Origin of the sequence: Streptomyces sp. NBC_01363, from assembly GCF_026340595.1 — a bacterium.
Lineage (GTDB): Bacteria > Actinomycetota > Actinomycetes > Streptomycetales > Streptomycetaceae > Streptomyces.
The window spans coordinates 1,168,754-1,195,393 of sequence record NZ_JAPEPF010000001.1 but is presented as its reverse complement, the minus strand read 5'-3'; the positions used below and the strand labels follow the sequence as shown (position 1 = coordinate 1,195,393).

Genomic DNA, 26,640 nt, shown 5'->3' with positions numbered 1-26,640 from the left:
ACGTTGCTCGCGATCTTGTGCAGCCGATCCCGAGCGACCGGTGCGGCTTGTCCGACTTCGACCGGGTGTCACGGAAAGGGCCCGGTCGAGTCATGGCATGGCGCCCGGCTCGCTTGTGGCCATACCCATGTCGGCCGTGGAAACAAACATGCCGAAGCTTCGGAGTGCAACCGATGTCTGATCAATCGCGTCCGTACCGCACCGCCGCCGTGATTCCCGCGGCCGGCCGCGGTGTACGGCTCGGTCCGGGCACCCCCAAGGCGCTCCGCGCGCTGGGCGGGACGCCCATGCTCATCCATGCGGTTCGGGCCATGGCGGCGTCCCGTGCCGTCTCCCTGGTCGTCGTCGTCGCACCGCCGGACGGCGCCCCCGAGGTCAAGAACCTGCTCGACGAGCACGCCCTGCCCGAGCGCACCGACTACCTCGTCGTGCCCGGCGGCGACACCCGCCAGGAGTCCGTGCGGCTCGGCCTCGACGTGCTGCCGGCGGACATCTCCGTCGTCCTCGTCCATGACGCGGCGCGCCCGCTGGTGCCCGTCGACACGGTGGACGCGGTGATCGAGGCGGTGCGGGACGGGGCGCCCGCCGTCGTCCCCGCGCTGCCGCTGGCCGACACCGTCAAGGAGGTCGAGCCCGGTGCGCCGGGGGAGCCGGAGCCGGTGCTCGGCACGCCCGTGCGGGCCAGGCTGCGTGCGGTGCAGACCCCGCAGGGCTTCGACCGCGACACGCTCGTACGGGCCCACAACGCCGTCGCCGTCAGCGGCGAGGGCGCCACGGACGACGCGGGCATGGTGGAGCAGCTCGGGGCGCCCGTCGTGGTCGTACCCGGGCACGAAGAGGCGTTCAAGGTGACCCGGCCGCTGGATCTGGTGCTGGCCGATGCGGTACTCGCACGCAGGAGGGCGAACGATGGCTTCTGAGGAACGGACCGGCCCCGTGATCCCGCAGGTCGGGATCGGCACCGACATCCACGCCTTCGAAGAGGGCCGCGAGCTGTGGTGCGCGGGGCTGCTGTGGGAGGGCGAAGGGCCTGGTCTGGCCGGGCACTCGGACGCCGACGTCGTCGCGCACGCCGCGTGCAACGCGCTCTTCTCGGCCGCCGGGCTCGGCGACCTCGGGCAGCACTTCGGCACCGGGCGGCCCGAGTGGTCCGGCGCCGCCGGTGTGACCCTGCTGACCGAGGCGGCGCGGATCGTGCGGGCCGAGGGCTTCGAGATCGGCAATGTCGCCGTCCAGGTCGTCGGCGTACGGCCGAAGATCGGCAAGCGGCGCGACGAGGCGCAGAAGGTGCTTTCGGCCGCCGTGGGGGCGCCCGTCTCGCTCTCCGCCGCCACCTCCGACGGGCTCGGCTTCACCGGGCGGGGCGAGGGCATCGCCGGGCTCGCGACCGCGCTGGTCTACCGCACCGGCTGACCCCGGCACGGCCCTGACCTGCCGGTACTCCGGGGCCAGACCTTGTTGCACATCGCTTGCACGTACGCCGGTGCGGCAAGCGTCGCCCCGACCGCTGCACCCTGCTGGTCGTCGAGTGCGAGGGGGAGACCGTCGCCACTGGTGCGGTGCGCGACCGCGGACCCCAGGCGCCCGGCCCGGTCCGATGGGCGGCGCTCGCCGCCGTGCCGCTCGCGGGTGCCGCGCTCGCCCTGACCCTTCCGGTGGGCAGGACCGGGAAGCGGGAGCGGCGGAACGTGGTTGGGGTACGGGTGGAGGCATCACCGACCCCACCAGGAGGACGTACGCCATGACCGCCGCACTCTCCGCAGAGCTCAAAGCGCTTCTCGACACCCCCGTCTTCGTCACCGTCGTCACCGTCCAGCCCGACGGCAGCCCCCAGGCCTCCCCGGTCTGGGCCAAGCGCGACGGCGACGACGTGCTCATCTCGACGGCGGTGGGCCGCCGCAAGGAGCAGAACCTGAACCGTGACCCGCGGGTCTCCGTCGTCGTGCAGCCCTTCGCCGCCCCGTACACGTACGCCGAGATCCGCGGCACCGCCGCGCTGACCACCGAGGGCGCCGAGGAGCTCATGGACGAGCTGTCCGTGAAGTACACCGGCAAGAAGTTCGCGGAGTTCAACCCCTCGGCCGCCGCCGACGACGCCGAACGCGTGGTCGTCCGGATCACCCCGCGCAAGGTCGTCGGAAGCATCTGAGGCGCCCCCGCGGTCACAAACTTGTCCCCGCGATCCCCAAGGGGTCGCGGGGCACTGGTGCACGCCCACTACCCTTGAGGCGTGACTATTCGCCTGTACGACACCAGCGCCCGGCAGATCCGTGACTTCGTACCGCTCACAGCGGGCTGTGTCTCGATCTACCTCTGTGGCGCGACCGTCCAGGCAGCCCCGCACATCGGGCACATCCGGTCCGGGCTGAACTTCGACATCATGCGCCGCTGGTTCGAGTACCGCGGCTACGACGTCACGTTCGTCCGGAACGTCACCGACATCGACGACAAGATCATCGCGAAGTCCGCGGAACAGGGCCGCCCCTGGTGGGCCATCGGCTACGAGAACGAGCGGGCGTTCAACGCCGGCTACGACGCGCTCGGCTGCCTCCCGGTCACCTACGAACCCCGTGCCACCGGCCACATCCCCGAGATGATCGAGATGATGCGCGGCCTGATCGAACGCGGTCATGCCTACGCGGCCGACGGCAACGTCTACTTCGACGTGCGCTCGTTCCCCGGCTACCTGGAGCTGTCCAACCAGGACCTGGACGACCTGCGCCAGCCGTCCGGCGACGGCGAGACCGGCAAGCGCGACCAGCGCGACTTCGCGATGTGGAAGGCGTCCAAGCCGGGCGAGCCCAGCTGGGAGACCCCCTGGGGCCGCGGCCGCCCCGGCTGGCACCTGGAGTGCTCCGCCATGGCGCACAAGTACCTCGGTACCGCCTTCGACATCCACGGCGGCGGCATCGACCTGATCTTCCCGCACCACGAGAACGAGATCGCCCAGGCCAAGGCGTACGGCGACGAGTTCGCGAAGTACTGGGTGCACAACGGCTGGGTCACCATGTCCGGCGAGAAGATGTCGAAGTCGCTGGGCAACTCGGTGCTGGTCAGCGAGATGGTCAAGGCGTGGCGCCCGATCGTGCTGCGCTACTACCTCGGCACCCCGCACTACCGGTCGATGATCGAGTACAGCGAGGAGGCCCTGCGCGAGGCCGAGTCCGCGTTCGCGCGGATCGAGGGCTTCGTCCAGCGCGTCACCGAGAAGGCGGGCGAGACGGTCGAGCCCGCCGCCGAGGTGCCGCCGGCCTTCGCCGAGGCGATGGACGACGACCTGGGCGTCCCGCAGGCCCTCGCGATCGTCCACACCACGGTCCGCCAGGGCAACTCCGCACTGGCCGCCGACGACAAGGAAGCGGCGGTCGCCCGGCTCGCGGAGGTCCGCGCGATGCTCGGCGTCCTCGGCCTCGACCCGCTCGACGAGCACTGGGCGGGCGAGAGCGACCGCGGCGACGATCTGCACGGCGTCGTCGACACCCTCGTACGTCTCGTGCTCGACCAGCGCCAGTCGGCCCGCGAGCGCAAGGACTGGCCCGCCGCCGACGCCATCCGCGACCAGCTCAACCAGTCCGGACTGGTCATCGAGGACAGCCCCACCGGACCACGGTGGACACTCGGCCCGCGCCAGTAGTCCCCACCATGTGCCGCCCGGCGTTCCGGGCGGCACACTTTCACTTATACGCACGCACGTCTGAAGCAACGAAACAGGTAGGTCATGGCCGGGAACAGCCAGCGCAGGAACCGCCGCACGTCCAACAAGAAGGGCATGCAGGTCGGCAGCGGTGGCCAGCGACGCCGTGGTCTCGAAGGCAAGGGACCGACGCCGCCCGCCGAGGCCCGTAAGAAGCACAAGAAGAACCGCATCGCGACCGCCAAGGCCAAGCAGGCCGCCAACCGCCGCCCCGCCCCCCGGCGCGGCGGCGTCAAGGGCACGTCCGAGATGGTCGTCGGCCGCAACCCGGTCTACGAGGCCCTGCGCGACGGCGTCCCGGCGACGACCCTGTACGTCCAGCAGTACATCGACAACGACGAGCGCGTCCGCGAGGCGCTCCAGCTCGCCGGCGCGCGCGGCAACATCAACCTGATGGAGGCCCCGCGCCCCGAGCTGGACCGGATGACGAACGGCCTGAACCACCAGGGCCTCGTCCTCCAGGTCCCGCCGTACGAGTACGCACACCCGGAGGACCTCACCGCCGCCGCGTACGACAACGGCGAGGACCCGCTGATCGTCGCCCTCGACGGCGTCACCGACCCGCGCAACCTGGGCGCGATCGTCCGCTCCGTCTCCGCGTTCGGCGGCCACGGCGTGGTCGTGCCCGAGCGGCGCGCGGCCGGGATGACGGCGGGTGCCTGGAAGTCCTCGGCCGGCACGGCGGCCCGTACGCCGGTCTCCCGCGTCACGAACCTGACCCGGGCGCTGGAGGGCTACCAGAAGGCCGGCCTCACGGTCGTCGGTCTCGCCGCCGACGGCGAGCACACCGTCGAGGACCTGGCGGAGCTCGCCGGACCCGTCGTCATCGTCATCGGCAGCGAGGGCAAGGGCCTCGGCCGCCTCGTCGGCGAGACCTGCGACTACCGGGTCCGCATCTCGATGCCGGGCGGCGCGGAGTCGCTGAACGCCGGTGTCGCGGCCGGGATCGTCCTGTACGAGGTCGCGCGGCGCCGGGCCTGAAGTCCACCCGGCCGGGGGGCGGCCGACCGGGGGCCTGTCGCCGGACAGGCCCCCGGCGCCCCCGCCCGACCCCATTGACGGGCCTCGGACACATCGGGCCCGTCAAGGCAGTGTCCTAAACACACATCACTCGGTTAGATGAGTGTGGACACCAGAACGCCTCGGTTCGACGAACAACCCGCCCTGAGCATGGCCAAGGTGGACTGCGACCCTGCGCAGGTCATCGTCAACCACGCCAGCTTCCGGGTGCAGCTCGCCCCCGGCCAGCGCCCGCGGCTGCGCGGTCTGGCCCCCGCCGGCGCGCCCAGGATCCCCGCCATGAGCGGCGCAGGAGCGGCCCGCGGCAGGCGCTCGCCCGTCGTGTGGAGCGGCAGGTCCGCCCCCGGCGACCCCGGCGCCACCGGGCTCCTCCAGGCCGTACGGAACTCCACCGCGGGCCGCCCGGCCGCCGGGTACGACTCCTACGCCCCCTACGCGCCCCCGGAATACGACGGCGGACACGGCACGGGCGGCACCCAGGTCATCGATCTCCTCGAAGAGACCCAGCCCACCCCCGTCATCACCGCCCCCCACCAGCCGGGCCGCTACGACAACGGACCCCTGCTGCCGCCCATGCGCCGGGCGGTCGGCGCCTACGACTCCGCCGACAGCGGCCCGTACCCGCAAGCGGCGTACGACGAGGACGACTTCGACGAGGAGACCGAGGACCGGAGCGGGCGCCAGAACAGCGACTCCGTACGCCACGCGTACTACCCCGGCCGCCGGATGAACCTCGGCGTCGTGCTGCTGCCGCTGCGGGTCTTCCTCGGCTTCATCTCCGTCTACGCCGGCATGGGCAAGCTCTGCGACCCCGTCTACTTCGACGGCGGCGAACGCGGCTCCATGGTCAAGTGGCTGACCTCGCTGCACCCCTGGGCGCTGGCCGAGCCGCTGCGCGACTTCGCACTCTCCCACCCCGTCGGCGCCGGACTCAGCGTCGCCTTCCTCCAGGTCGTCGTCGGCGTCCTCACCGTCCTCGGCCTCTGGCAGCGGGTCGCCGCCTCGGTCGGCGCGCTGCTGTCCGCCGCGCTGCTGGTCACCGTGAGTTGGCGCACCGTCGCCGTCTACGACGCGCCCGACATCATCTACCTCGCCGCCTGGAGCCCGCTGATCATCGCGGGCGCGCCGGTCTACTCCGTCGACGGACGGCTCGCCGGTGAGGCCTGGCGCAGGCTCGGCCCGCGCTCGGCGATCTGGGACCTGCGCCGCCGGGTGCTGCGCCGGGGTGCCCTCGTCGCCGTCGTCGTCGTCGGCCTCACCCTTCTCGTGGGCTCCGTGCTCGGCGGCGCGGTCCGCTCCTCCGGGGTCGTCACCGTGCCCGGCCCGAACGGCGACCCGACCAACCAGCTCCCCGGCTCCCCGCTCCCGCAGGAATCCCACAGCGGCCGGGCCTCGCACACGCCGGAGGGTCGGCGCCCCTCGCCGACCCGGAGCGGCGCCGCCACGACGCCCTCCACCGCGCCGTCCACGCCCGCCGCGGGCACCGTCCGCGAGTCCGGCCAGGCGGCCGGTGCCGGACAGCCCAGCCAGACCCAGGGCACCGGCCGGCAGACCCCGCAGCAGACGGCCCCGCAGCAGCCCCCGTCCAGCAGTTCCGGCCCGTCGTCCTCCGGCACCACCGGCACGGGCGGCGGTTCCACCGGCGGCTCGGGCGGTGGCGACTCCACCGGCGGTACGTCCGGTGGCGGGCAGAACCCCATCGGCGGCCTGCTCGGCTGAGCCGCCGGGCCGACGTCGGCACACGACGAAGGGGCGGTCACCGGATTCGTACCGGTGACCGCCCCTTCGTCGTACGCCCGGGTTCGTCGTACGCCCGGGGCTCCGCTACTGCCCGTCGAGCTCCTTGGCGGCCTCGGTGAGGTCCTTCGCCGTGTCGATGGCCCGCCAGTACGCGCCGTGCGGGAGCGGGTACCCGGCCAGCCTGCGCTCCCGGGCCAGCCGGGGGAACGTCGTCCGCTCGTGGTCGCCCCGGTCCGGCAGCAGCGTCGTGAACTCCGGGGAGAAGACGTACACACCGGCGTTGATCAGATACGGCGAGGGCGGCGACTCGATGAAGTCGGTGATGTGCCCGAACGCGTCCGTCTCCACGGCACCCCACGGGATACGGGGACGGGCCAGGGCCAGCGTCGCGGTCGCATCGCGTTCGGTGTGGAACGCGGCCATCTCGCGCAGGGAGAAGCGCGTCCAGATGTCGCCGTTGGTGGCGTACCAGGGCTGGTCGGGGTCGGGCAGCCGGGCGGCGGCGTACTTCAGCCCGCCACCGCGGCCCAGCGGCTCGGACTCCACGACGGTCGTCACGCGCAGCGGCAGCACCGCCGAGTCCAGCCACTCCTGCAGCACCTCGGCCAGATGACCGCACGACACCACGGCGTCGGTCACGCCTTCGGCGGCCAGCCAGGAAAGCTGATGGCCGATGATCGGAGTCCCGGTGCCCGGGATCTCGACCATCGGCTTGGGGCGGTCATCGGTGTACGGGCGCAGCCGCGATCCCTGGCCACCCGCCAGGACCACGGCCTGCGTCGGATACGTATGCATGCCAGGCACGATATGCGGTGCCCGGCACGGCCGGTCAGCTGAACCGGGCGACGCCCGAGGCGAAGGACGTGTCGCAGACGGGACGCGAGAACCGGTGGGCGTGCGTGGGGCCGTACTTCTCGACGGCGGCGCGGCCCAGTGCCCTGGCGATCGACATGCAGTGCCGGGCGAGCGAGGGGCGGCCCTCGACGGAGCGCTGGAGGTCGGTGAGCGCGACACCCGGGTCCTTCTCCTGGAGCTCCAGGAGCAGCCGGTCACGGAGGGCGTCCTGCGGGGTGCGCGTCCTGGCGCGCTTCGAGATGTCGTGGGCCGACGCGGTCAGGACCTGCGGCTCGGAGTTGTGCGCTGCCCACGGCACGCTGGTGACGGCGAGGGTCCCGGAGAGGACCATCACGACGGGCAGTACGAAGGCGAGGGATCGGCCGATGCGGCGCGCAGTGTGGGTCACGCAGCGAGCGTAGCGGGCAGTAATGATTTGGCGACATTTCGTCACCCTTGAGGGGGATGGTTCGAGGGTGCTTTTCGAATCGGGTGTTGACGAACGGGGGCGAAATGACCGGTGTGCCGGGGAATTAGGCGCCGTACGGATCCAAACCCGCTCGTGCTCCATGGCGCGCGAACGGCCCCGCACGCAGAACGTGCGGGGCCGCTGTGGCGCGGGTGTGCGGGGCGTCAGTCGGTGAGACGCTCACCCGTCGACGTCGCGAAGACGTGCAGCTCGTCCGGGCGCGGCACGACGTGGAGCTTGGTGCCCTTCTCCGGGACGGCGCGGCCGCCGACGCGGACGACCAGGTCCTTGTGCTCGCCACCGACCTCGGCGGCGCCGTAGACGAAGCCGTCGGCGCCGAGCTCCTCGACGACGTTGACCGAGACGGCCAGGCCGGCCGGGGCGTCGGCGCTGTCCTTCGACAGGGACTTCGCGGCGGCGCCACCGTGCTCGACGATGTCGAAGTGCTCGGGGCGGATGCCGACCGTGACGGTCGTGTCACCACGGTCCGCGGCGGCGGTGAGCGCCTCGCGGGAGACCGGGACGACGCTGTTGCCGAACTTCACACCGCCGTCGGTGATCGGGACCTCGACCAGGTTCATGGCCGGGGAGCCGATGAAGCCGGCCACGAAGAGGTTCGCCGGCTTGTCGTACATGTTGCGCGGCGAGTCGACCTGCTGGAGCAGTCCGTCCTTGAGGACCGCGACCCGGTCACCCATGGTCAGAGCCTCGACCTGGTCGTGCGTGACGTACACGGTCGTGATGCCCAGACGGCGCTGGAGCGAGGCGATCTGCGTACGGGTGGAGACACGGAGCTTGGCGTCGAGGTTCGACAGCGGCTCGTCCATGAGGAAGACCTGCGGCTCACGCACGATGGCACGGCCCATCGCGACACGCTGACGCTGACCACCGGAGAGCGCCTTCGGCTTGCGGTCCAGGTACTCGGTGAGGTCCAGCATCTTGGCGGCCTCTTCGACCTTCGCCCGGATCTCGGTCTTGTTGACCCCGGCGATCTTGAGCGCGAAGCCCATGTTGTCCGCGACCGTCATGTGCGGGTACAGCGCGTAGTTCTGGAACACCATGGCGATGTCCCGGTCCTTCGGGGGCAGGTGCGTGACGTCGCGGTCACCGATGCGGATCGCGCCGCCGTTGACGTCCTCAAGACCCGCGAGCATGCGCAGGGAGGTCGACTTGCCACAACCGGAAGGACCGACGAGGACGAGGAACTCACCGTCCGCGATGTCGATCTCGAGCTGATCCACGGCCGGCTTCGTGGAGCCGGGGTAGACGCGGGACGCCTTGTCGAACGTGACACTGGCCATGCTGGATCTTCTCCTCCACCGGCAGGAACGTGCCGGACGATCCGAGTGCGGGAGTGGTCTGGTCCACTTGAGTGAACCTTCAGCGACGCTACCTGGCCATTTCGAATCTGTCAGTAGTTCGACGGGGAGGAATATCTCCTGACGGGGGTGGGGCCGACGCCCGCCCGCCGGGGACCAGAGCGACGCACTTTTGACCTGTGCCACTCGCAACACTTCCTGCTTCGGCGCCCCCGCCGCCCCCGACGCACCCCTGGAGGGCACTCCGGACCGGTCTTACGCAGGCTCCACAGGCTTTACGGCCGACGGCCCGTCGGTCCGTACCGCAGTCCTTCACTCCGTCACGCAGCCGACAGCATGTCTGCCGGCTCCGATGCCTTGATCACCGACGGCGGCATCCGCCCGGGTGGGAGCGCGGAAGCCACCAACCAGTACAGCCGCATGCCCTCTTCCCGGAGGTTGCGCGCCGCATTCACGTCCCGGTCATGCACCGCACCGCACTCCGTGCATGTCCACTCCCGCACGGACACATCGAGCGACGGCCCCTTCGCTCGGCAGCCGGAACACCGACGCGTCGACGGAAAGAAGCGGTCCACGATCACCAGCGTCCGTCCGTACCAGGCGCACTTGTAGCGCAGCTGCCGGAGCAGCTCGCCCCAGGCCGCGTCAATGATCGCCTGGCTCAGCCGGGCCTTTCGCCGACGTCCCTTCCCGACTGCCGGACGCAGCAGATTCGCGATGGCCAGGTCTTCCACCACGAGCACTCGGTTCTCGCGCACGAGGCGGGTGGTCAACTGGTCCAGCATGTCTCTGCGTACGTCGCTGATCTGCGCGTACAACCGGGCGATGCGCTCCCGGGCCTTCTCCCGGTTCTTCGATCCCTTCTCCTTGCGGTGCAGCCCCCGCTGCAGCTGCGCCAGCTCCTCCCCGTACTTCTTCATCAGCCGCGGATGATCCAGCTTCGTTCCGTCGTCCAGGGTCGCCAGCGCAGCCAGCCCCAGATCGATCCCCACCGCTGTCGGCTCGTGCCCGCCCGGTACGAACGCCGCAGGCAGGGGCTGGATCCGCTCCTCCATCAGCACCGCGACGAAATACCGGCCCGCCCGGTCGCGTGTCACCGACAACTTCACCGGTGCCGCGCCGGCCGGCAACGGCCGCGACCACCGCACGTCCAACGGCACCGTCTGCTTCGCCAGGGTCACCAGACCCGTACCGGGCCGCTCCGGGTCCTCCGACCACCGGAAACCGGTCCGTACGTACGTCGCCGAATCCCGCGACCGGTGTTTCCTCTTCCGCTGCGGATACTTCGCCGACTGCTTGAAGAACCTCGTGAACGCCCCGTCCAGATGTCGCAACGACTGCTGCAACACCGTCGACGACACCTCACGCAGCCAGGACGTCTCAGACGCCTGTCGCCATCCCGTCAACGCCCGGCACGATTCGGCGAACCCCACCGACACCCGATGCCTCTCCCAGGCGCCCGCCCGCGGGGCCAGCCCTTCGTTGTAGACCCAGCGGCAGGCCCCGAAGGTCTTCTCCAGCTGCTCGGTCTGTGACGGGGTCGGGTAGAAGCGGTACCGGTACACGCGCTGTTGTGTACCGGGTTCCTTGGCCCGGCTCTTCACGGCGGTCGCCGCCCGGCCGTGGTGCTTCTTGCGGTCGGCGATGCCAAGGGCCTCACGCTTGATGCGCCCGGCATCGCCGACCGTCACCCGTGGCGGCTGGTCTGCGGTGCCCATCACGCTCCTCTTCCCCCCCCGACTGTCCGATATCCGGATTGGTGTGGCAGTGCTCTTAACGCATGGGTGCTCGGGCGGTTACGGGGGCGACGGAACCGCATGGATCGATGGTGGGGCGCTGTGTAGAGTGAGGGTTCGCGCGCGTACTTGTCATCGCGTGGGACGCCGCCTTAGCTCAGTTGGCTAGAGCAATTGATTTGTAATCAATAGGTCGTCGGTTCGAGTCCGACAGGCGGCTCAACCCCAGGTCAACGCTTTGTTGACCTGGGATTTTTTTATGCGCGGACGGAGCTCGTACGCCCAGCAGGGGGCGCGATCTCGTCAGCTGTCAGCGGAACGTTCCGAAGCGTTCCGCGACCGTCGGCAGCCGGTCCGCGGCCAGGGCGTGTGCGGCGGCTCGGGGGGTGGTGTTCTCGGTTTCGGCGCGGGCCAGTATCCGGTCGACCAGGGCGCGCATCGACCGGCGGGTGTACGCGAACGCCTCGTCGGCGTCGGCGCCGATGTCGCCGAACAGGGTCCACCACCACCAGGCGTTCGTACCGGAGTTGACGACGACGTCCGGCAGTACGGTGATGCCCCGGGCGGCCAGCAGCGTCTCCGCCTCGGGGACCACCGGCATGTTGGCGGCCTCGACGATCCAGCGGGCGGTGATGCCCGCCTGGTTGGCGGCGTCCACGGCGTACGAGACGGCGGCCGGTACCAGTACCTCGGCGTCGGCGGTCAGCCAGGCGTCGGCCGGCAGTTCACGGTCCTCGGCGCGGAGTGCGGCGCGGTCCACGGCGCCGTGGCCGTCGCGGGCGGCGAGCAGAGCCTCGACGTCCAGGCCGTCGGGGTTGGCGACGGTGCCCTTGATGTCGGCGACCGCCACGACGCGCAGTCCGGCGCGGGCCAGGAAGCGGGCGGTGGCGCCGCCCATGGTGCCGAAGCCCTGCACCGCGACGCGGGTTCCCCGGTGGGCGACGCCGGCCCGGTCCAGGGCGGTGAGCACCGATTCGGCGACTCCGCAGCCGCCCACCAGCTCGTCCAGGCCGATGCCGTCCACGTCGATGGCGAACGCGTCGGCGAGGCGCCGCCGGGCGGCTTCCTCGTCGTCGAGGAGCGGGTAGACCGCCTGGATGGAGGAGACCAGGCCCGCCTCGGCGGCGGCCCGGTCGACGAGGTCCTGGGTGAGGCCGAGGTCCTCGCCGGTGGTCCAGAACTGTTCGATGTAGGGGCGTACGGCACGCAGGTAGCGGACGAGGACGCCGTAGGCGGCGGGGTCGCGCGGGTCGCAGTCGATGCCGCCCTTGGCGCCGCCCAGCGGGATGTAGCGGCCCTGCGGGTTGTAGTGCAGCGCCTCCTTCATCGTCATGCCGCGGGCCAGGCCGGTGACTTCCTCCAGCGTGCAGCCGGCGCGCATCCGCAGGCCGCCGCTGGAGACGCCGCGCACCAGTCGGTCGATGACCAGGTGGCCCTGGTGCCCGGTCTCCTGGTCGGTCCAGGTGAGGGAGATCAGGGGGGCGGCCGGCCCGGCGGCGGTCCGCGGGGTCGTGGGGGACGTGGTCATCGGGAGTGCTCCTCGGGGACGGTGATGAGGGTGGGGCCGGGGGTGTCCAGGGCCCGGCGGAGGGCCTCGGCGAGTGCCTCGGGCGAGTCGGCGCGTACACCGTGGCCGCCGTAGGCGCGGGCCAGGGCGGGCAGGTCGACCGGCGGCAGGTCGACCCCGGTGGGGCGGTCGCCGCGGGACACCATTTCGTCGCGGATCTCGCCGTAGCCGCCGTTGTCGAACACCACGACGGGCAGGGGGAGTCGCAGTTGTACGGCGGTGGCCAGTTCCTGTACGGAGAACTGGAGCCCGCCGTCGCCGCTCAGCGCGACGACCGGCCGGGCGGGGTCCGCGGTCTTGGCACCGATGGCGGCGGGCAGGGCGTAGCCGAGGGTGCCGAAGCCCGTCGGGTGCAGGTAGCGGCCCTCCGGGGCGACGGGCAGGTGCGGGATCGCGCCGTAGTAGCAGCACTGGGCGCTGTCGGAGGTGAGCACCGCGTTCGCGGGGAGCACCGATCCGATCGCCGCCAGGTACGGCAGCAGGTGCGCGTCCTCGCTCCGGGTCTCGGCGTTCCGCTCGTCGCGGAGTGCGACGACGGCGCGGTGGACCTCGTGGTGCGTTTCGGTGGTGGCGATGGTGGCCGCGGCGCCGGGGCGGGTGGCGAGGAGCGAGCGCAGGGTGTGCCGGGCGTCGCCGACCAGGGGGATGCCGGCGGGCGGGCCCGCGTACATCTGCGCCGGATCGATGTCGGCCCGGATCAGGGTGCCGCCGAGCGAGGGCAGGGGCTCCCACAGGTCGGACTCGGCGAGCTCCGTGCCGACGGCGAGCACCACGTCGCGCTCCGCCAGCCAGCGCCGGACGGCCCGGCTGTGCAGCGAGGCGCCGAGCGACAGCGGGTGGGTCTCCGCGACGATGCCCTTGCCGTTGGCCGAGGTCACCACGGGGGCGCCCAGCTCCTCGGCCAGTCGCAGGCACTCGGCGGCGGCTCCGCGCGCTCCGCCGCCGAGCACGATCGCGGGTCGGGCGGCCGAGCGCAGCGCCTCGGCGGCCGTCGAGAGCGCGTCCGGGTCCGCCGTCGCGGGGGAGGCCGGCGGGGCGGTCCGTACGGGCCCGGCCGGTTCCACGGCGGTGAGCAGGTCCAGCGGTACCTCGATGTGCACGGGCCGGGGGCGCCGCGTACGGAAGAGGGTGAAGGCGCGGGCGACCGCCACGCCGATCTCCTCGACGGAGGACACCCGGTGGCTGACGGCCGCGACGCCCCGCAGCGCCTCGGTCTGGCTGCGCATCTCGTGCAGCAGGCCGGTCGACTGCCGGGAGTGGCGCAGCGGCATGCCGGGTGAGACGACGAGCAGCGGGACGCTGTCGGAGTAGGCCTGGCCGACGGCGGCCGCGATGTTCAGCAGGGCCGGGCCGGTGGTGGTGATCGCCACGCCGGGCCGTCCGCAGACCCGGGCGTAGGCGTCGGCGGCGTAGCCCGCGCCCTGTTCGTGGCGGGGGTTGAGGTGGTCGATCCGGTAGGCGGCCAGGTGCCGGTAGATCTCCAGGTTGTGGGTGCCGGGGATGCCGAACGCCTGGGTCACACCGTGCGCGGCGAGCGCCCGCACCAGGGCTTCCCCGCCGGTGAGCCCGCCTCGCGGGGGCCGGGCGGGGATGGTCGCGGGTGGTTCCGACATGGTTTCTCCAGGCACTGCGCAGGGCTCCTTACTGAATGAGTAGTCAGTATTTGGAGTGTGGATCGCCCATGTCAATGCGTGCAGATACTGAACATTTGTTCAGTTGTGGGGGCGGGGGCCGCCCGGGTCGGCGGCCAGGCCCGTGCGGGCCCGGCCGCCGGTGACGGTGCTCGTGGTCAGTGCGCCCGGGGCGGGAGCCGCAACGCCAGTCCGTCGAGGACGACTTCCAGGCCGTACGTGAACTTGGAGTCGCGGATCTCCTCGGGGGCGGTCTCCGTGGAGGCGGTGAAGGTGCCGGCGAGGTGGTCGTGCTCGGCCGCGGCCTGCTGGGCGGCGGGCATGAGGCGGGACATGAAGGCGGCCTCGGTCTCGCCGGAGCGGGCGACGGTGGTGAGCCAGGCCGCCTCGGTGGTGCTCATGCCGATGACGTAGGTCATGACGGTGTCGATCGCGCGGCTCGGCTCGGGGAAGCCGACCGCGGTGAACAGGGCGGCCAGCCGTTCGGAGAACGACATCAGGTTGGGGCCCAGGTAGGCGAGGCCCGCCTGGCCGAGGACCGAGGCCAGCCAGGGGTGGTGCAGGGCGGTCGAGCGGAAGGATCGGGCGGCCTCGGTGGCGGCGGCGCGCCAGTCCGGGCTGTCGGCGGGGGGCACCGTGATCTCGGCGAAGACCTCGTCCACCGCGAGTTCCATCAGCTCGTCCTTGGTCGCGACGTGCCGGTAGAGGGAGGTCGCGCCGGCGTTCAGGCGGGCGCCGAGCTTGCGCATGCTGAGCGCCTCGATGCCGTCGGCGTCCAGCATCACGATCGCCTCGCGGACGATCGCGGCCCGGCTGAGCGCGGGCTGGTCGGGCTCGCGCTGCTGTCGCGTCCACACGGACGGGATCGGGTTGGTCCTGGCTGCCATGACGTCTCCTCCTTGGTGGTGCGCGGAACTCAGGGTGCGCGGAACTCGGGGTGCGCGGAACTCGGCGGTGCCTGGCGCTCCGCGGTGCGTGGAACCCGGTGGCGCTTGGCGGCGGGGCGAGGTGCGTACACCGTTCGCATCGAGCGTACATGAGGGATGGTTGCGCACGCCGTACTCATCTGCGTACAGTGTTCGCATCGAAGGAACGGTGTGCGCAACCCGAAGGGAAAGCCTCATGGAGACCGTCATGGAGACCCGTAATCCACGCCGCTGGTGGATCCTGATCGTGCTGTGCCTCAGCTCGCTGGTCCTGGTGGTCGACAGCATGGCGCTGACCGTCGGGGTGCCGGCGATGACCGAGGACCTCGGCGCGAGCGCCCAGGACACGCAGTGGATCCTCGACTCCTACATCCTGGTCTTCGCCGGGCTGCTGCTCACCTCCGGCAGCCTCGGCGACCGGTTCGGCCGCCGGAAGATCATGATCATCGGCCTGCTGCTCTTCGGGGCGGCGTCACTGGCCGCGACCTTCTGCACCAGCCCCGGTGAAGTGATCGCCGCCCGGGTCACGATGGGCGTCGGCGGCGCCCTGATCATGCCGTCGACGCTGTCGATCCTCATCACCGTCTTCGACGAGCAGGAACGCAACAAGGCGATGGCGGTGTGGAGTTCGGTGGCGATGCTCGGTCTGGTCGGCAGCCCGGTGCTCGGCGGTGTGCTGATCGACCACTTCTCCTGGCACTCGATCTTCTTCATCAACGTTCCGGTCGTCGCGCTGGCCGTCCTCGCGGGTCTCACCCTCATGCCGGAGTCGAAGGGGCCGTGGCAGAAGGCCGACCCGCTCGGCGCGGTGCTCTCCGCGGCCGGCATGACCGCCCTGGTCTGGTGGATCATCGAGATCCCGCAGCACGGTGCCTTCGGCGGCCGGTCCGCGATCACCCTGGCCGTCGCGGTTATCGCCCTCGTCGGGTTCGTGGTCTGGGAGAACGTCACCTCCGCACCGATGGTGCCGCTGGTCCTCTTCAAGCACCGCAACTTCAGCGGCGGTTCGCTCTCGCTGACCCTCGTGCAGATCGGCAACGGCGGCCTGCTGCTGGTCTTCACCCAGTACCTGCAGTTCGTGCTCGGCTACTCGCCGGTCAAGGCGGGTCTGGCGTTCGTACCGCTGGCCGTCGCGGCGCTGATCGGCAACTTCGTCGGCACCGGGCTCGCCGCGAAGACCGGCAACCGCATGCTGGTGCTGGCCGGGATGATCGTCATGGCCGCCGCCTTCGGGCTGCTGACCTCCGTCTCGCCCGACAGCGGCTTCACCCTCCCGGCGGTCGCGCTCGGTCTTCTCGGCCTCGGTGCGGGCCTCGCGATGCCGGCCGCGGTCGGCGCGCTGATGGGCACCATCCCGGCGGAGAAGGCGGGCGTCGGCTCGGCCCTGAACGACACCATCCAGCAGGCCGGCACCGCACTCGGCATCGCGATCCTCGGCTCGCTCCTGTCCAGCGGCTTCGCCCGCGAGATGCCCGCCGACGCACCGGGGCAGGCCAAGCGTTCGATCACCGACGCGCTGTCCCTGGCCCACGGCGACACCGGCCTGGTCCGGGCCGCCCGGGAGGCCTTCACCTCCTCGATGTCGACCACCTTCACCATCAGCGCGATCGGCGTCCTGGCCGCCGCCGTCCTGGCCGCCCTGGTCATGCGCGACACGAAGCCCGAGCCCGCCCCGGCCCCGGCGGAGGACGCCGAGCTCGTCGCCTGACCCTCATGCAGAAGGCCGGTGCCCCGGGAGGGCACCGGCCTTCTACCGTTTCCGGCTCCCGGTCCGGTTGGGCGAACGTGCGACCGTGCGATCCGTTCATGCGACCGGGCGATCCGCTCGGACCACCCGTCACCGTCGGCCGTCATTCGGATGCGTACGCCGGAGGGAGGGAGGGCGGCGGTCGCGGGGCGTGTTACGTCCCGGCGCCGGGGCAAGTTCCTGCCTTGCCCGCCATGAGGTTGAGAGATTTCGGTGCCCCGACCCCGCACGGGCAGGCCGACGGCACCCCGGTCCAGTCGCCACCCGACGACGTCACCGTGGAGGCCCGGTCCGGTCCGGGCCCGGGGTCCGGCTGGAGAAGTCGGCCGACGACACCCGCGTGTACCAGGTCGGCGACGAGGTGACGTACACGTACACCGTCACCAACACCGGCCCCGAGGAGCTGACGGGGCTCTCGGTCGCCGACGACCGGGTGACGGGTGTGACCTGCGATTCGACCACGCTCGCCCCGGCCGGGCAGTCCGGTGACAGCACCACCTGCACCGGCACCTACCGAGTCACGGCCGCCGACGCCAAGCGGGGCGAGGTCATCAACCGCGCGGTGGCCACGGCCGAGAACGGCACCGTCCGGTCGAACCAGGACCAGGCGCGCATCACCGTCGGGAAGAAGCCGTGCGACGAGAAGCACGACAAGCAGTGCAAGCCCAAGCCGAAGCCGTGCCACGAGAAGCACGGCAAGCACGACAAGCAGTGCAAGCCGAAGCCCAAGCCGTGCCACGGCAAGGACTTCTGCCGCTCGATGTGACACGACCTCCACGGAGCTGACCGAACGAACCACGGGCACCCGCCACCACTCGGTGGCGGGTGCCCGTCCGTTGTTCCGGTCAGTGCCGTCCCGCCAGCCGGTCCGCCACCTTCGCCACCGGGTCCGTGCCGGCCCGCGGCGAGGTGAGTTCGCGGCGGTCGGCGGCGCGGTAGGCGGCGTACATGCCGTGGACGCCGAGCCAGCGGAAGGGCTCCGGCTCCCAGCGGCGGACCTTGTGGCCGACCCAGGGGAGGGTGGTCAGCTCGGTGGGACCCGACTGGCCGGAGTCCTGCTGGATCAGGTCGCGCAGGGTGCGGGCGGCGAGATTGGTGGTGGCGACTCCGGAGCCGACGTAGCCGCCCGCCCAGCCGAGCCCGGTGGAACGGTCCAGGGTGACCGTGGCGCACCAGTCGCGGGGGACACCGAGGACGCCGGACCAGGCGTGGTCGATCCGGGCGCCCGCGGTGCTGGGGAAGAAGCGGACGAGGATGTCGCGGAGGGCCTCGATGGTGGCGGGCTGGGTGCGGCCGTCGTTGTCGGTGCCGGAGCCGTAGCGGTACGGGACGCCCCGGCCGCCGAGCGCGATGCGGTCGTCGGCGGTGCGCTGGGCGTACATGTAGGCGTGGGCCATGTCGCCGAGGGTTTCGTGGCCGTCCCAGCCGATGGTGTCCCAGACCGACGCGGGGAGCGGCTCGGTGGCGATCATCGAGGAGTTCATGGGGAGCCAGGTGCGCCGCTGGCCCTTGAGGTTCGCGGTGAAGCCCTCGGTGCAGCGCAGGATGTACGGGGCGCGGACGGTGCCGTACGGGGTGTGCGCGTGCTTGGGCTTGATCTCGGTGACGGGCGTCGACTCGTGGATGGTGACGCCGAGCGCCTCGACGGTCGCGGCGAGCCCCTGGACGAGTTTGACCGGGTGCAGCCGGGCGCCGTGCGGGGTCCAGGTGGAGCCGACGGCTCCGGTGACGTTGACGCGTTCGCAGGTCTCCCGGGCGCCGCGCAGGACGCGGTCCGTCTCGCCGAACGCGATCTCGACGGAGTGGAAGTCCTTGAGCCTGGCCAGCTGCGCGGGCGTGTAGGCGACTTCGAGGACGCCGCCCTGATGGATGTCGGCGTCGATGTTCTCCTCGGCGGCCACCCGTACGACTTCGTCGACCGTCTCGTTCATCGCCTGCTGGAGCCGGACGGCGGCTTCGTGGCCGTGGTGTTTCGCGTAGCGGTCGCGGCCCGCGATGCCGTTGTACAGCCAGCCGCCGTTGCGCCCGGAGGCGCCGTAGCCGCAGAACTTGGCTTCGAGAACGGTGATGTTGAGGAAGGGGACGGCCTTCTTGAGGTAGTAGGCGGTCCACAGTCCGGTGTATCCGCCGCCGACGATGCAGATGTCGGCGGTGGCGTCGCCCGGCAGGGGTTCCCGGGCGAGAGGGGTGCCTCGGTCCGCGTACCAGAACGATATGCCGCCGTTGACGGTGCTGACGGTGCTCATGTTGCCTCTGCTTTGTCCGGTGTGAAGCCCTGTGTGGAGTGTTGCGTGAAGCGTGGTGCGAGGGTGTGCGCGAGGCCGCGTTTCCTCTGGGGCGGGACGTTACTGCGGAACGGGCGTTCTCGTCCTCTGCCGGGACCAGGCCAGTGGGTAGCAGGCGAGGCCGATGAGCACGGCGGTGAAGTGGCCGAGGTCGGTGAAGGAGCGGCCGGTGATGAGGGGGACGCCGTAGATGACGAGGACGGCGAAGACGTACACGTACCGCCAGGGCGGCGGGACGCGGTACGTGAGGACGGCGACGACCCCCGCGAGCGCGTAACTGACGCCGACATCGAGGGTGTTGGCAGCCGCGGGTGGTACGTGTCCGTGCCGGATCGCCCAGGCCAGGACGCCTTCGCTGGCGAGGGAGGCGAGGACGTGTGCCAGGACGGCGACGGTGAGCCAGCGCAGGGTGCCGAGCCAGCGTTCGGCGGGGGCGTGGAAGACGGTGTACAGGAGGGCGTAGGGGATCCACTGGCCGCCGTCGATCCAGAGGGCGCTGGCGAACAGGACGCGTAGGGGGTCCTCGGTGAGTTCGTGGATGTTGGTCGAGCGCTGGCGCAGGAAGTCCTCCTCGAAGTCCGGTGACATCTGGTGGACGATGACCGTGGTGACGAAGAGCGCGGCCAGCCAGACGTAGGTGCCGGGTGCGCTGCGGATCCATGAGCCGGCGCTGCGGATCCACGAACCGGCGACGGTGCGGTGCCGGGTGGGCGGTGCGGGGCTGCTCGGAGTCATATCCGATTGACGCACGGCCCTGGGATCGTCGGCGTGATCGACATTCCGGACGGGCTGATCGCCACCCAGTCCTGGGCGGACGCCGCTCGTTGGACGGGATGGCGGACGAGCGCGAGGCCTCGGGGATTCTCGCCGAGCTGCTGGCCCGGCTGACATCCGTCCCCGCCCCGGCGGGCTGCGGGCTGCGGGCGCCGGCCTGGACGCCGGGGCGGCTGCTGCAGAACGCGTTGTGGGACGTGTCGGACGGCCGGCGGCGGCTGGACCCGAACCGGGCGGAGATCGCACGGCAGTTGCTGGGCCGGAGCTGACCGGCGCGGAACAGGCGGTGCCGCCGGGCGAGGGGGTGGGGCGGGTGGGGGACGTGCCCCTGTTTACGCTGCCCCCATGATTCGTACCGCTGTCCCCGCCGATGTCCCCGTCATCCACGCCATGGTCCGTGAGCTGGCCGACTACGAGAAGTCCCTGCACGAGGCGAACGCCACCGAGGAGCAGCTGCACGAGGCGCTGTTCGGCGAGCGGCCCGCCGCGTACGCGCACATCGCCGAGTCGGACGACGACGGCGAGGTCGTCGGCTTCGCGCTGTGGTTCCTGAACTTCTCCACCTGGCGCGGGGTGCACGGCATCTACCTGGAGGACCTGTACGTACGCCCGGAGCGGCGCGGCGGCGGCCACGGGAAGGCGCTGCTGACGGAGCTGGCGCGGATCTGTGCGGAGCGCGGCTACGAGCGTCTGGAGTGGTCGGTGCTGAACTGGAACACCCCGTCCATCGCGTTCTACGAGTCGTTGGGCGCGCGGCCGCAGGACGAGTGGACGGTGTACCGGCTGACGGACGAGGCGTTGGCGGAGCTCGGCGGGCAGCGGTAGGCGGAGGCGGGCCCGCCGTCCCGGTCCCGTGCGCATCGCCGCGAGGGGCGTTGTCAGTGGCATGGGTCACGATGGAGGGCATGGCACGCAGCAACAGCAGGAAGACGGACACCATCGCGGCGGCTCGGCGGCCGGAGGTGCGGCTCCCCCCGCTCGTTCCGTACGACGGCGAGGGCCTGGAGCCGGACGGGGACTACGACGGAGTGCGGTTCGAGGGGACGGATCTCGCGGACGAGTCGGGTCCGGGAGCCCGGTTCATGGACTGCGCGCTGGACGGCTGCGCGCTGGACCGCACGGAGCTGATCAGGGCCCGCTTCATCGACTCGGTGCTGACGGGCGTACGGGGCGTGGGCACCGATCTCGCGGGGGCGTCGCTGCGTGACGTGGAGGTGGTGGACGCCCGGCTGGGCGGGGTGCAGCTGCACGGCGCGGTGCTGGAGCGGGTGCTGGTGCGCGGCGGGAAGATCGATTACCTGAATCTGCGGAAGGCCCGGCTCAAGGACGTGGTGTTCGAGGGCTGTGTGCTCTCCGAGCCGGATTTCGGCGACGCGCAGCTGGTGCGGGTGGAGTTCCGCGACTGTGTGCTGAAGCGGGCCGACTTCAGCTCCGTCCGGATGGAGTCGGTGGACCTGCGCTCGGTCGCGGAGCTGGACATCGCGCGTGGGGTGGAGCGGCTGGCGGGCGCGGTGATCAGCCCGGCGCAGCTGATGGAGCTGGCGCCCGCGTTCGCGGCGCAGATCGGGGTGCGCGTGGAGGCGTAGGACCCTTTCGCGAGGACCGGGGCCGGGTTCAGATACGGGGGAAGCGGGCCTGGAGGTCCCAGATCACGGGGTTGTCGGCGAGGCCCTCGTGCATGTCGGCGAGGTCGGCGATCAGATCGTGCAGGAAGTCGCGGGCCTCGCGGCGCAGCAGCGAGTGGCTGAAGGTGAGCGGGGGCTCCTCGCCGGGCATCCAGTCCGCCTCGACGTCGACCCAGCCGAAGCGGCGCTCGAAGAGCATCCGGTCGGACGATTCGGTGAAGTCCAGCTCGGCGAACTGCTGCCGGTGCGAGCGGTTGCCGCGCGGGTCCTGGTCGATCTGCTCGACGATGTCGCACAGCGCCCACGCGAAGTCGAGCACCGGCACCCATCCCCAGGCCGTGGATACCTCGCGGTCCTCCTTGGTGTCCGCGAGGTAGACGTCCCCGGAGAACAGATCGTGCCGCAGGGCGTGGACGTCCGCGCGGCGGTAGTCGGTCTGCGGCGGATCGGGGAAGCGTCGGGAGAGGGAGTAGCCGATGTCGAGCACGCTTCGATGGTGTCATGCCCGAGGGGGCGTCGGCGCCCGGAGGCCCTACGGCAGCAGCCGCTGCTCCTTGGCGACGGCGACGGCGCCCGCGCGGGTGTCGACGCCGAGCTTGTCGTAGATCCGGCCGAGGTGGGTCTTGACCGTGGCCTCGCTGATGAACAGGGCGCGGGCGATGTCGCGGTTGCCCAGGCCCTGGGAGAGCTGGGCCAGGATGTCGAGCTCGCGGTCGGTGAGGGTGGGCAGGGGCTTGCGCATCCGGGCCATGACGCGGCTGGCCACCGGCGGGGAGAGCGTGGTGCGGCCCTGGGCGGCCGAGCGGATCGCGGCGAAGAGCTCCTCGGGGCGCTCGGCCTTCAGCAGATAGCCGATGGCGCCCGCCTCGATGGCGCGGGTGATGTCGGCGTCCGTGTCGTACGTGGTGAGGACCAGCACATGGACGCCGGTGGCGGAGATGCGCCGGGTGGCCTCGACGCCGTCGATGCCCTGCCCGAGCTGGAGGTCCATCAGGACGACGTCCGGGGTGAGCTTGGCGGCCAGGGCGACGGCCTCCTCGCCGCTGCCGGCCTCGCCGACGACCTCGATGTCCGGTTCGCTGCCGAGGAGGGCGAGCAGACCGGCGCGTACGACGACATGGTCGTCGCAGATCAGGATGCGTACGGGCGGCGTCGCGGTCATGCGAGGTCCTCCGGGGTGGTCGGCGGGGCGGTGGGGGTGAGCGGGACGGCGGCGGACAGCACCGTGCCCTCGCCCGGCGCCGACTCGATCGTCAGCGTGCCGCCGAGCTGGTGCAGCCGGGCCCGGATCGCGGGCAGCCCGTGACCGCGCACGCTGCCGGTGGCCCGGGTGGCTTCGGTGGGTGCGAAGCCCTGTCCGTTGTCGGCGATGTCCAGGACGACCCGGTCGTCGAGGTGGGTCAGCGTCAGCGCCGCCTCCGTCGCGTGCGCGTGTTCCTTCACATTGGCCAGGGCGCCCTGCGCGATGCGCAGGAGCGCGGACTGCACCCGGTCCGGCAGCGCGGTGTGCCCTTCCCCCTCCACATGGCAGCGGACGGTGAGCCGCCCCTGCCCCTGTGCCGTCTCGCGGGCGGCCAGTGCGTGCAGGGCCGCCTCCAGGTCGCCGCCCTCCGCGAGATCGGCGGGCGCCAGGTCGTGGACGAAGCGGCGGGCCTCGGCGAGATTGCGTTCCGCGATGCCGGTGGCCGTACGGACATGGCGGCGGGCGGTCACCGGGTCGGCGTCCCAGGTGCGGTCGGCGGCCTGGAGCAGCATCTGCTGGCTGGAGAGGCCCTGCGCCAGGGTGTCGTGGATCTCCATGGACAGCCGCTGGCGTTCGGCGAGGGTGCCCTCGCGGCGCTCGGTGGCGGCCAGTTCGCGGCGGGTGCGCAGCAGGTCGTCGATGAGTTCGCCCTGCCGCTCGGACAGTTCGCGCTGACGCCCGGCCTGGCGCTGCATATGGACGAAGACCGCCGTCGCGACCGCCGCCACGGCGGGCGGGGCGAGTACCAGATTCGGGTCGAAGCCCTCGGCCAGCCGCAGTTGCGCGGCGACGACGAACAGGGTGAGCAGGGCGACGAGCGCGAGCGCGGCGCGCGGCGGGAGGATGCGCAGCCCGGTGAAGAAGAGCGGCACCGCGCACCACGCGAAGCTCGGCGCGAGGACGACCAGCACCATCCACACGGCGACCAGCACCCCCAGCCACACCAGGGAGCGCGGTGTCGGACGCGAGCCGAGCACCGGCCCGAGCACGTACAGCACGGCGAGGGCGACGGAGAGCGCGATGATCCACGGGGTGCGGGCCTCGCCGGGGTGGCGCAGCAGGAAGCGGGTGAGCGAGGCGCCGAGCAGCAGGAAGAACGCGGCGTGCATCAGGAGCGTGAGCCACCGGGCGTCCGGGTCGCCGGTCCGGTCCGGTGCGGCGGATGGGGTTCGGTGCTTCACCTCGTACCTCTCGCTCCTCACCGTCAGCGGCACCGCTGACCTGCACGGATACGTCCATGGTCACCCCGGATGACCACCGTCGCATCAACCGATCGGCCGATGGGGCCGTCGACCGTCCCGCGCGCGGCGTCGAGCCGGTCCGTCGACCGTACGGGCCGGGCCCGGCCGGAGGATCGATGACAGAGCCGAACACGCTCACCCACCGCTGCTGAGGAGCCCACCATGAAGAAGCTGTCGCTGCGCACCCGCGTCCTGACCGGTGCCGTCGTCGCCGCCGCCCTCGGCGCCGGGACCTTCGGCGCGATGTCCGCCAGCGCCTCCACCCCGGCCGCCGCGCCCGCCGCCGCCGTCAAGGCCGACGCCGCGAACCGCAACCTTCAGCAGACGACCCACCTGACCGTGGCCGCCGCCACCAAGGCCGCCCAGGCGACCCTCGACGCCGCGAAGAAGGAGAACCAGCGCGTCTCCGTCGCCGTCGTCGACCGCAACGGCAACACCGTCGTGACGCTGCGCGGCGACGGCGCCGGCCCGCAGGCCTACGAGTCGGCCGTGAAGAAGGCGTACACCGCCGTCTCCTGGAACGCCCCCACCTCCGAGCTGACCCAGCGCCTGACGAACACCCCGACGCTGAAGGACATCCCCGGCACCCTGTTCCTCGCGGGCGGTGCCCCCGTCACGGCGAAGGGTGCCCCGATCGCGGGCATCGGGGTGGCCGGCGCCCCGAGCGGCGACCTCGACGAGAAGTTCGCCCAGGCCGGCGTGGCCTCCCTCGCCGAGTAGGCGTCGAGCAAGCAGAGCAGGCCCGGCAGGCCGAGCGACAGGAGTACGACATGAACGCCCTCGATCAACAACTGCTCGACGCCGCACGCACCGGCGACACCGACCGGGTGCGGACCGCGATCGAGGGCGGTGCCCGGGTGGACTGCCGCGACGAGGAGCTGCGGACCCCGCTGCTCCTCGCCGTCCACGGCGACCACGTCGAGGCCGCTCGGCTGCTCGTCGCGGCGGGCGCGGAGCCCGACGCACAGGACCGGCGCGAGGAGAGCCCCTGGCCGGCGACCGGAGTCACCGGCAGCGTCCCGATGCTGCACGTCCTGCTGCCGGCCGGCCCCGATCTGAAGCTCCGCAACCGCTTCGGCGGCATCGCGCTCATCCCGGCGAGCGAGCGCGGCCACGCCGCCTACGTCCCGAAGGCTCCGAGCGCGTCGTACCGCTGGACGGGCCGCACGAGGACGTGGCGGTGTCCGACGACGGCCGTACGGCGTACGTCACCGAGGCCTTCACCCGCGACGGGTACGGCAATGGCATCACCGTCGTCGATCTCACGGGCGGGAAGCGGCCGTTCGAGGTGATCGCGGGCGCCCGCCCGCTGGGGATCGCGGTCCTCCGAGCCGATATCGCGCCAACCGGGCATTCCGTGCCTAGGATCGCCGGTGTGGATCAGCGAACACCTGTACGCCGCACGGCCCGCGCCGCCGCTCTCGTCCTGCTGGTGCTGACGACGTCCACCGGCTGCACCGGCGGTGTCGAGGGCAGGCCCGGCGCGGCCGGCCTGCGCGATCCGTACTTCCCGAAGCTCGGCAACGGCGGCTACGACGTCACGCACTACGACCTCGCGCTCGACGTCGACCCGGCCGCCCACCGGCTGCGCGGCACCGCCACGATCACCGCGCGCGCCACCCAGGACCTCAGCGCCCTCGACCTCGACCTCGTCGGCCTCACCGTGGACTCCGCGACCGTCGACGGCCGTCCCGCCGCCGTCAACCGGGCCGGGCAGGAGCTGACGCTGCGACCCGACCCCGCGAGCAGGCTGCGCAGGGGCAGCACCTTCCGTACGGTCGTCCGCTACTCGGGCTCCCCGCGGACCCTCACCGATCCCGACGGGTCGCGGGAGGGCTGGCTGCGGACCGCGGACGGTTCGGTCGCGCTCGGCGAACCGATCGGCTCGATGGCCTGGTTCCCCGGCAACAACCACCCGAGCGACAAGGCGTCGTACGACATCGCCGTCACCGTCCCCGAGGGGCTGACGGCGGTGTCCAACGGGGAGCTGACCTCCCGGCGGACCTCGGGCGGTACCACCACGTACCGCTGGCACACGGCCGAACCGATGGCGAGCTATCTGGCGACCGTCGCCATCGGCCGCTTCGACACGAAGGAGTCGACGACGGCGGACGGCATCAAGGTTTTCACCGCCGCGGACACGACGGTGGCGGCGGACAGCGCGCGGATTCTCGCCCGGGTCCCCGAGGTCGTGAAGTGGGAGGCGGAGCGGTTCGGCCCGTACCCCTTCTCCGCCACGGGCGCGATCGTCGAGCGCGCCGGGGACGCCGGCTACGCCCTGGAGACCCAGAACCGGCCCTTCTTCCACGGGCCGCCGGGCGCCGGGCTCCTCGTCCACGAGATGGCCCACCAGTGGTTCGGCGACTCCGTCACGCCCGACAGCTGGCGGGACATGTGGCTGAACGAGGGCTTCGCGACGTACGCGGAGTGGCTGTGGGAGGCCGACAAGAACGGCAGACCGGTCCAGGGCCGGTTCGACGCCGCCTTCGCGGACGACGACAACTGGGCCTTCCCGCCGGCCGATCCGCCGACGGCCGCGGACATCTCGCAGGCGCCGGTGTACGGGCGCGGGGCGATGGTCATCCACAGGATCCGGCAGGCCGTGGACGACGACAAGCGCTTCTTCGCGCTCGTCAGGGGCTGGACGAAGGCCCACCGGCACGGCAACGCGTCGACCGCCGACTTCACCGCCTACGTGGAGAAGACGACCGGGCAGGACCTGACGGAGCTGTGGAACACCTGGCTGTACGGCAGGAGCCGGCCCGCCTCGAAGGGCTGACCGGCTCCCG

Annotated in this window: 25 protein-coding genes, 1 tRNA gene and 2 pseudogenes; 16 read left to right on the top strand and 12 right to left on the bottom strand. The window is 71.7% G+C overall.

The features are described 5' to 3' along the window. Positions 1 to 173 precede the first annotated feature (173 nt). The 7 genes from ispD to OG611_RS05600 all read left to right on the top strand — a co-directional run bounded on the left by ispD (position 174) and on the right by OG611_RS05600 (position 6,433). Entirely contained in the window at positions 174 to 920 is a 747-nt protein-coding gene (ispD, locus tag OG611_RS05630; RefSeq protein WP_266416134.1) for a 2-C-methyl-D-erythritol 4-phosphate cytidylyltransferase, read from the top strand. Beyond that, positions 910 to 1,413 (top strand): 2-C-methyl-D-erythritol 2,4-cyclodiphosphate synthase, encoded by a 504-nt coding sequence (ispF, locus tag OG611_RS05625; protein ID WP_266416132.1) that lies wholly within the window; start codon positions 910 to 912, stop codon positions 1,411 to 1,413. The genes ispD and ispF overlap by 11 nt, the downstream gene beginning before the upstream one ends. A gap of 56 nt (positions 1,414 to 1,469) precedes the next feature. Further along, positions 1,470 to 1,745 carry a hypothetical protein gene (locus OG611_RS05620; RefSeq protein WP_266416130.1) on the top strand — a complete coding sequence of 92 codons (276 nt, stop codon included), beginning with the start codon at positions 1,470 to 1,472 and terminating at the stop codon, positions 1,743 to 1,745. Next, a complete protein-coding gene (locus OG611_RS05615) occupies positions 1,742 to 2,149 on the top strand; it encodes a PPOX class F420-dependent oxidoreductase (RefSeq protein WP_266416129.1) in 408 nt (135 codons plus the stop codon). The genes OG611_RS05620 and OG611_RS05615 overlap by 4 nt, the downstream gene beginning before the upstream one ends. 81 nt (positions 2,150 to 2,230) lie before the next feature. Further along, complete coding sequence (gene cysS / locus OG611_RS05610; RefSeq protein WP_266416128.1) at positions 2,231 to 3,634, top strand: cysteine--tRNA ligase; 1,404 nt, start codon at positions 2,231 to 2,233, stop codon at positions 3,632 to 3,634. 84 nt (positions 3,635 to 3,718) lie between these two features. Then, positions 3,719 to 4,675: a 23S rRNA (guanosine(2251)-2'-O)-methyltransferase RlmB gene (gene rlmB / locus OG611_RS05605; RefSeq protein WP_124717238.1), complete on the top strand. Its 957-nt coding sequence runs from the start codon at positions 3,719 to 3,721 to the stop codon at positions 4,673 to 4,675. A gap of 138 nt (positions 4,676 to 4,813) precedes the next feature. Continuing rightward, complete coding sequence (locus tag OG611_RS05600) at positions 4,814 to 6,433, top strand: DoxX family membrane protein (RefSeq protein WP_266416126.1); 1,620 nt, start codon at positions 4,814 to 4,816, stop codon at positions 6,431 to 6,433. Between the two features lie 105 nt (positions 6,434 to 6,538). On the opposite strand, the gene OG611_RS05595 is transcribed toward OG611_RS05600, so the two are convergent. The 4 genes from OG611_RS05595 to OG611_RS05580 form a co-directional block, all read right to left on the bottom strand. Then, positions 6,539 to 7,249, bottom strand: coding sequence for a nucleotidyltransferase family protein (locus OG611_RS05595; RefSeq protein WP_266416124.1), 711 nt, complete (start codon positions 7,247 to 7,249; stop codon positions 6,539 to 6,541). A 34-nt stretch (positions 7,250 to 7,283) separates the two neighbouring features. Continuing rightward, positions 7,284 to 7,697, bottom strand: a complete 414-nt coding sequence (locus tag OG611_RS05590) for a hypothetical protein (protein WP_266416121.1) — start codon at positions 7,695 to 7,697, stop codon at positions 7,284 to 7,286. A gap of 224 nt (positions 7,698 to 7,921) precedes the next feature. Further along, positions 7,922 to 9,058 carry an ABC transporter ATP-binding protein gene (locus OG611_RS05585; protein WP_266416119.1) on the bottom strand — a complete coding sequence of 379 codons (1,137 nt, stop codon included), beginning with the start codon at positions 9,056 to 9,058 and terminating at the stop codon, positions 7,922 to 7,924. 338 nt (positions 9,059 to 9,396) lie between these two features. After that, positions 9,397 to 10,797, bottom strand: coding sequence for an RNA-guided endonuclease TnpB family protein (locus OG611_RS05580; protein ID WP_266416117.1), 1,401 nt, complete (start codon positions 10,795 to 10,797; stop codon positions 9,397 to 9,399). A 161-nt stretch (positions 10,798 to 10,958) separates the two neighbouring features. On the opposite strand from OG611_RS05580, the gene OG611_RS05575 reads away from it, so the two are divergent. Continuing rightward, a tRNA-Thr gene (locus OG611_RS05575) sits at positions 10,959 to 11,032 on the top strand. A gap of 90 nt (positions 11,033 to 11,122) precedes the next feature. Here OG611_RS05575 and OG611_RS05570 read toward each other — a convergent pair. From OG611_RS05570 to OG611_RS05560, 3 genes are all read right to left on the bottom strand, one after another. After that, the gene (locus OG611_RS05570; RefSeq protein ID WP_266416115.1) at positions 11,123 to 12,340 is read right to left on the bottom strand and encodes a Glu/Leu/Phe/Val dehydrogenase dimerization domain-containing protein; all 1,218 of its coding nucleotides are present in this window, start codon (positions 12,338 to 12,340) and stop codon (positions 11,123 to 11,125) included. Further along, positions 12,337 to 13,992, bottom strand: a complete 1,656-nt coding sequence (locus OG611_RS05565) for a 5-guanidino-2-oxopentanoate decarboxylase (RefSeq protein WP_266416113.1) — start codon at positions 13,990 to 13,992, stop codon at positions 12,337 to 12,339. The genes OG611_RS05570 and OG611_RS05565 overlap by 4 nt, the downstream gene beginning before the upstream one ends. A 176-nt stretch (positions 13,993 to 14,168) precedes the next feature. Next, positions 14,169 to 14,897 (bottom strand): TetR/AcrR family transcriptional regulator C-terminal domain-containing protein, encoded by a 729-nt coding sequence (locus OG611_RS05560; protein ID WP_266416110.1) that lies wholly within the window; start codon positions 14,895 to 14,897, stop codon positions 14,169 to 14,171. A 235-nt stretch (positions 14,898 to 15,132) separates the two neighbouring features. Between OG611_RS05560 and OG611_RS05555 the strand changes: the two genes are divergently transcribed. Then, a complete protein-coding gene (locus OG611_RS05555; RefSeq protein ID WP_266416107.1) occupies positions 15,133 to 16,644 on the top strand; it encodes an MFS transporter in 1,512 nt (503 codons plus the stop codon). 85 nt (positions 16,645 to 16,729) lie between these two features. Next, complete coding sequence (locus tag OG611_RS05550) at positions 16,730 to 17,449, top strand: hypothetical protein (protein WP_323180104.1); 720 nt, start codon at positions 16,730 to 16,732, stop codon at positions 17,447 to 17,449. A 79-nt stretch (positions 17,450 to 17,528) separates the two neighbouring features. Here OG611_RS05550 and OG611_RS05545 read toward each other — a convergent pair whose 3' ends face one another. Both OG611_RS05545 and OG611_RS05540 read right to left on the bottom strand, forming a co-directional pair. Then, the gene (locus OG611_RS05545) at positions 17,529 to 18,929 is read right to left on the bottom strand and encodes an FAD-binding oxidoreductase (protein ID WP_266416103.1); all 1,401 of its coding nucleotides are present in this window, start codon (positions 18,927 to 18,929) and stop codon (positions 17,529 to 17,531) included. A gap of 99 nt (positions 18,930 to 19,028) precedes the next feature. After that, positions 19,029 to 19,703 (bottom strand): rhomboid-like protein, encoded by a 675-nt coding sequence (locus OG611_RS05540; RefSeq protein WP_266416101.1) that lies wholly within the window; start codon positions 19,701 to 19,703, stop codon positions 19,029 to 19,031. Positions 19,704 to 19,888: 185 nt separating this feature from the next. Here OG611_RS05540 and OG611_RS05535 point away from each other — a divergent pair. The 3 genes and pseudogenes from OG611_RS05535 to OG611_RS05525 all read left to right on the top strand — a co-directional run. Next, positions 19,889 to 20,011: pseudogene (locus tag OG611_RS05535) on the top strand (hydroxyurea phosphotransferase); the annotation flags it as partial. 76 nt (positions 20,012 to 20,087) lie between these two features. Continuing rightward, on the top strand, positions 20,088 to 20,567 hold the full coding sequence (locus OG611_RS05530) for a GNAT family N-acetyltransferase (protein WP_266416099.1): 480 nt from the start codon (positions 20,088 to 20,090) through the stop codon (positions 20,565 to 20,567). Between the two features lie 80 nt (positions 20,568 to 20,647). Beyond that, entirely contained in the window at positions 20,648 to 21,328 is a 681-nt protein-coding gene (locus OG611_RS05525; protein ID WP_323180102.1) for a pentapeptide repeat-containing protein, read from the top strand. Between the two features lie 28 nt (positions 21,329 to 21,356). Here OG611_RS05525 and OG611_RS05520 read toward each other — a convergent pair whose 3' ends face one another. From OG611_RS05520 to OG611_RS05510, 3 genes are read right to left on the bottom strand one after another with little or no spacing between them, the layout of a single operon-like run. Further along, positions 21,357 to 21,854 (bottom strand): hypothetical protein, encoded by a 498-nt coding sequence (locus OG611_RS05520; RefSeq protein WP_124717226.1) that lies wholly within the window; start codon positions 21,852 to 21,854, stop codon positions 21,357 to 21,359. A gap of 45 nt (positions 21,855 to 21,899) precedes the next feature. Continuing rightward, positions 21,900 to 22,529, bottom strand: a complete 630-nt coding sequence (locus OG611_RS05515; RefSeq protein WP_266416096.1) for a response regulator transcription factor — start codon at positions 22,527 to 22,529, stop codon at positions 21,900 to 21,902. Next, a complete protein-coding gene (locus OG611_RS05510) occupies positions 22,526 to 23,791 on the bottom strand; it encodes a sensor histidine kinase (protein ID WP_266416094.1) in 1,266 nt (421 codons plus the stop codon). Before OG611_RS05510 ends, OG611_RS05515 begins: the two co-directional genes overlap by 4 nt. 222 nt (positions 23,792 to 24,013) lie before the next feature. Between OG611_RS05510 and OG611_RS05505 the strand changes: the two genes are divergently transcribed. From OG611_RS05505 to OG611_RS05495, 3 genes and pseudogenes are all read left to right on the top strand, one after another. Then, on the top strand, positions 24,014 to 24,571 hold the full coding sequence (locus tag OG611_RS05505; protein WP_266416093.1) for a heme-binding protein: 558 nt from the start codon (positions 24,014 to 24,016) through the stop codon (positions 24,569 to 24,571). A gap of 50 nt (positions 24,572 to 24,621) precedes the next feature. Continuing rightward, a pseudogene (locus tag OG611_RS05500) lies at positions 24,622 to 24,978 on the top strand (ankyrin repeat domain-containing protein); the annotation flags it as partial. 248 nt (positions 24,979 to 25,226) lie between these two features. Continuing rightward, the gene (locus OG611_RS05495) at positions 25,227 to 26,630 is read left to right on the top strand and encodes a M1 family metallopeptidase (RefSeq protein WP_266425560.1); all 1,404 of its coding nucleotides are present in this window, start codon (positions 25,227 to 25,229) and stop codon (positions 26,628 to 26,630) included. Positions 26,631 to 26,640: the final 10 nt, after the last annotated feature.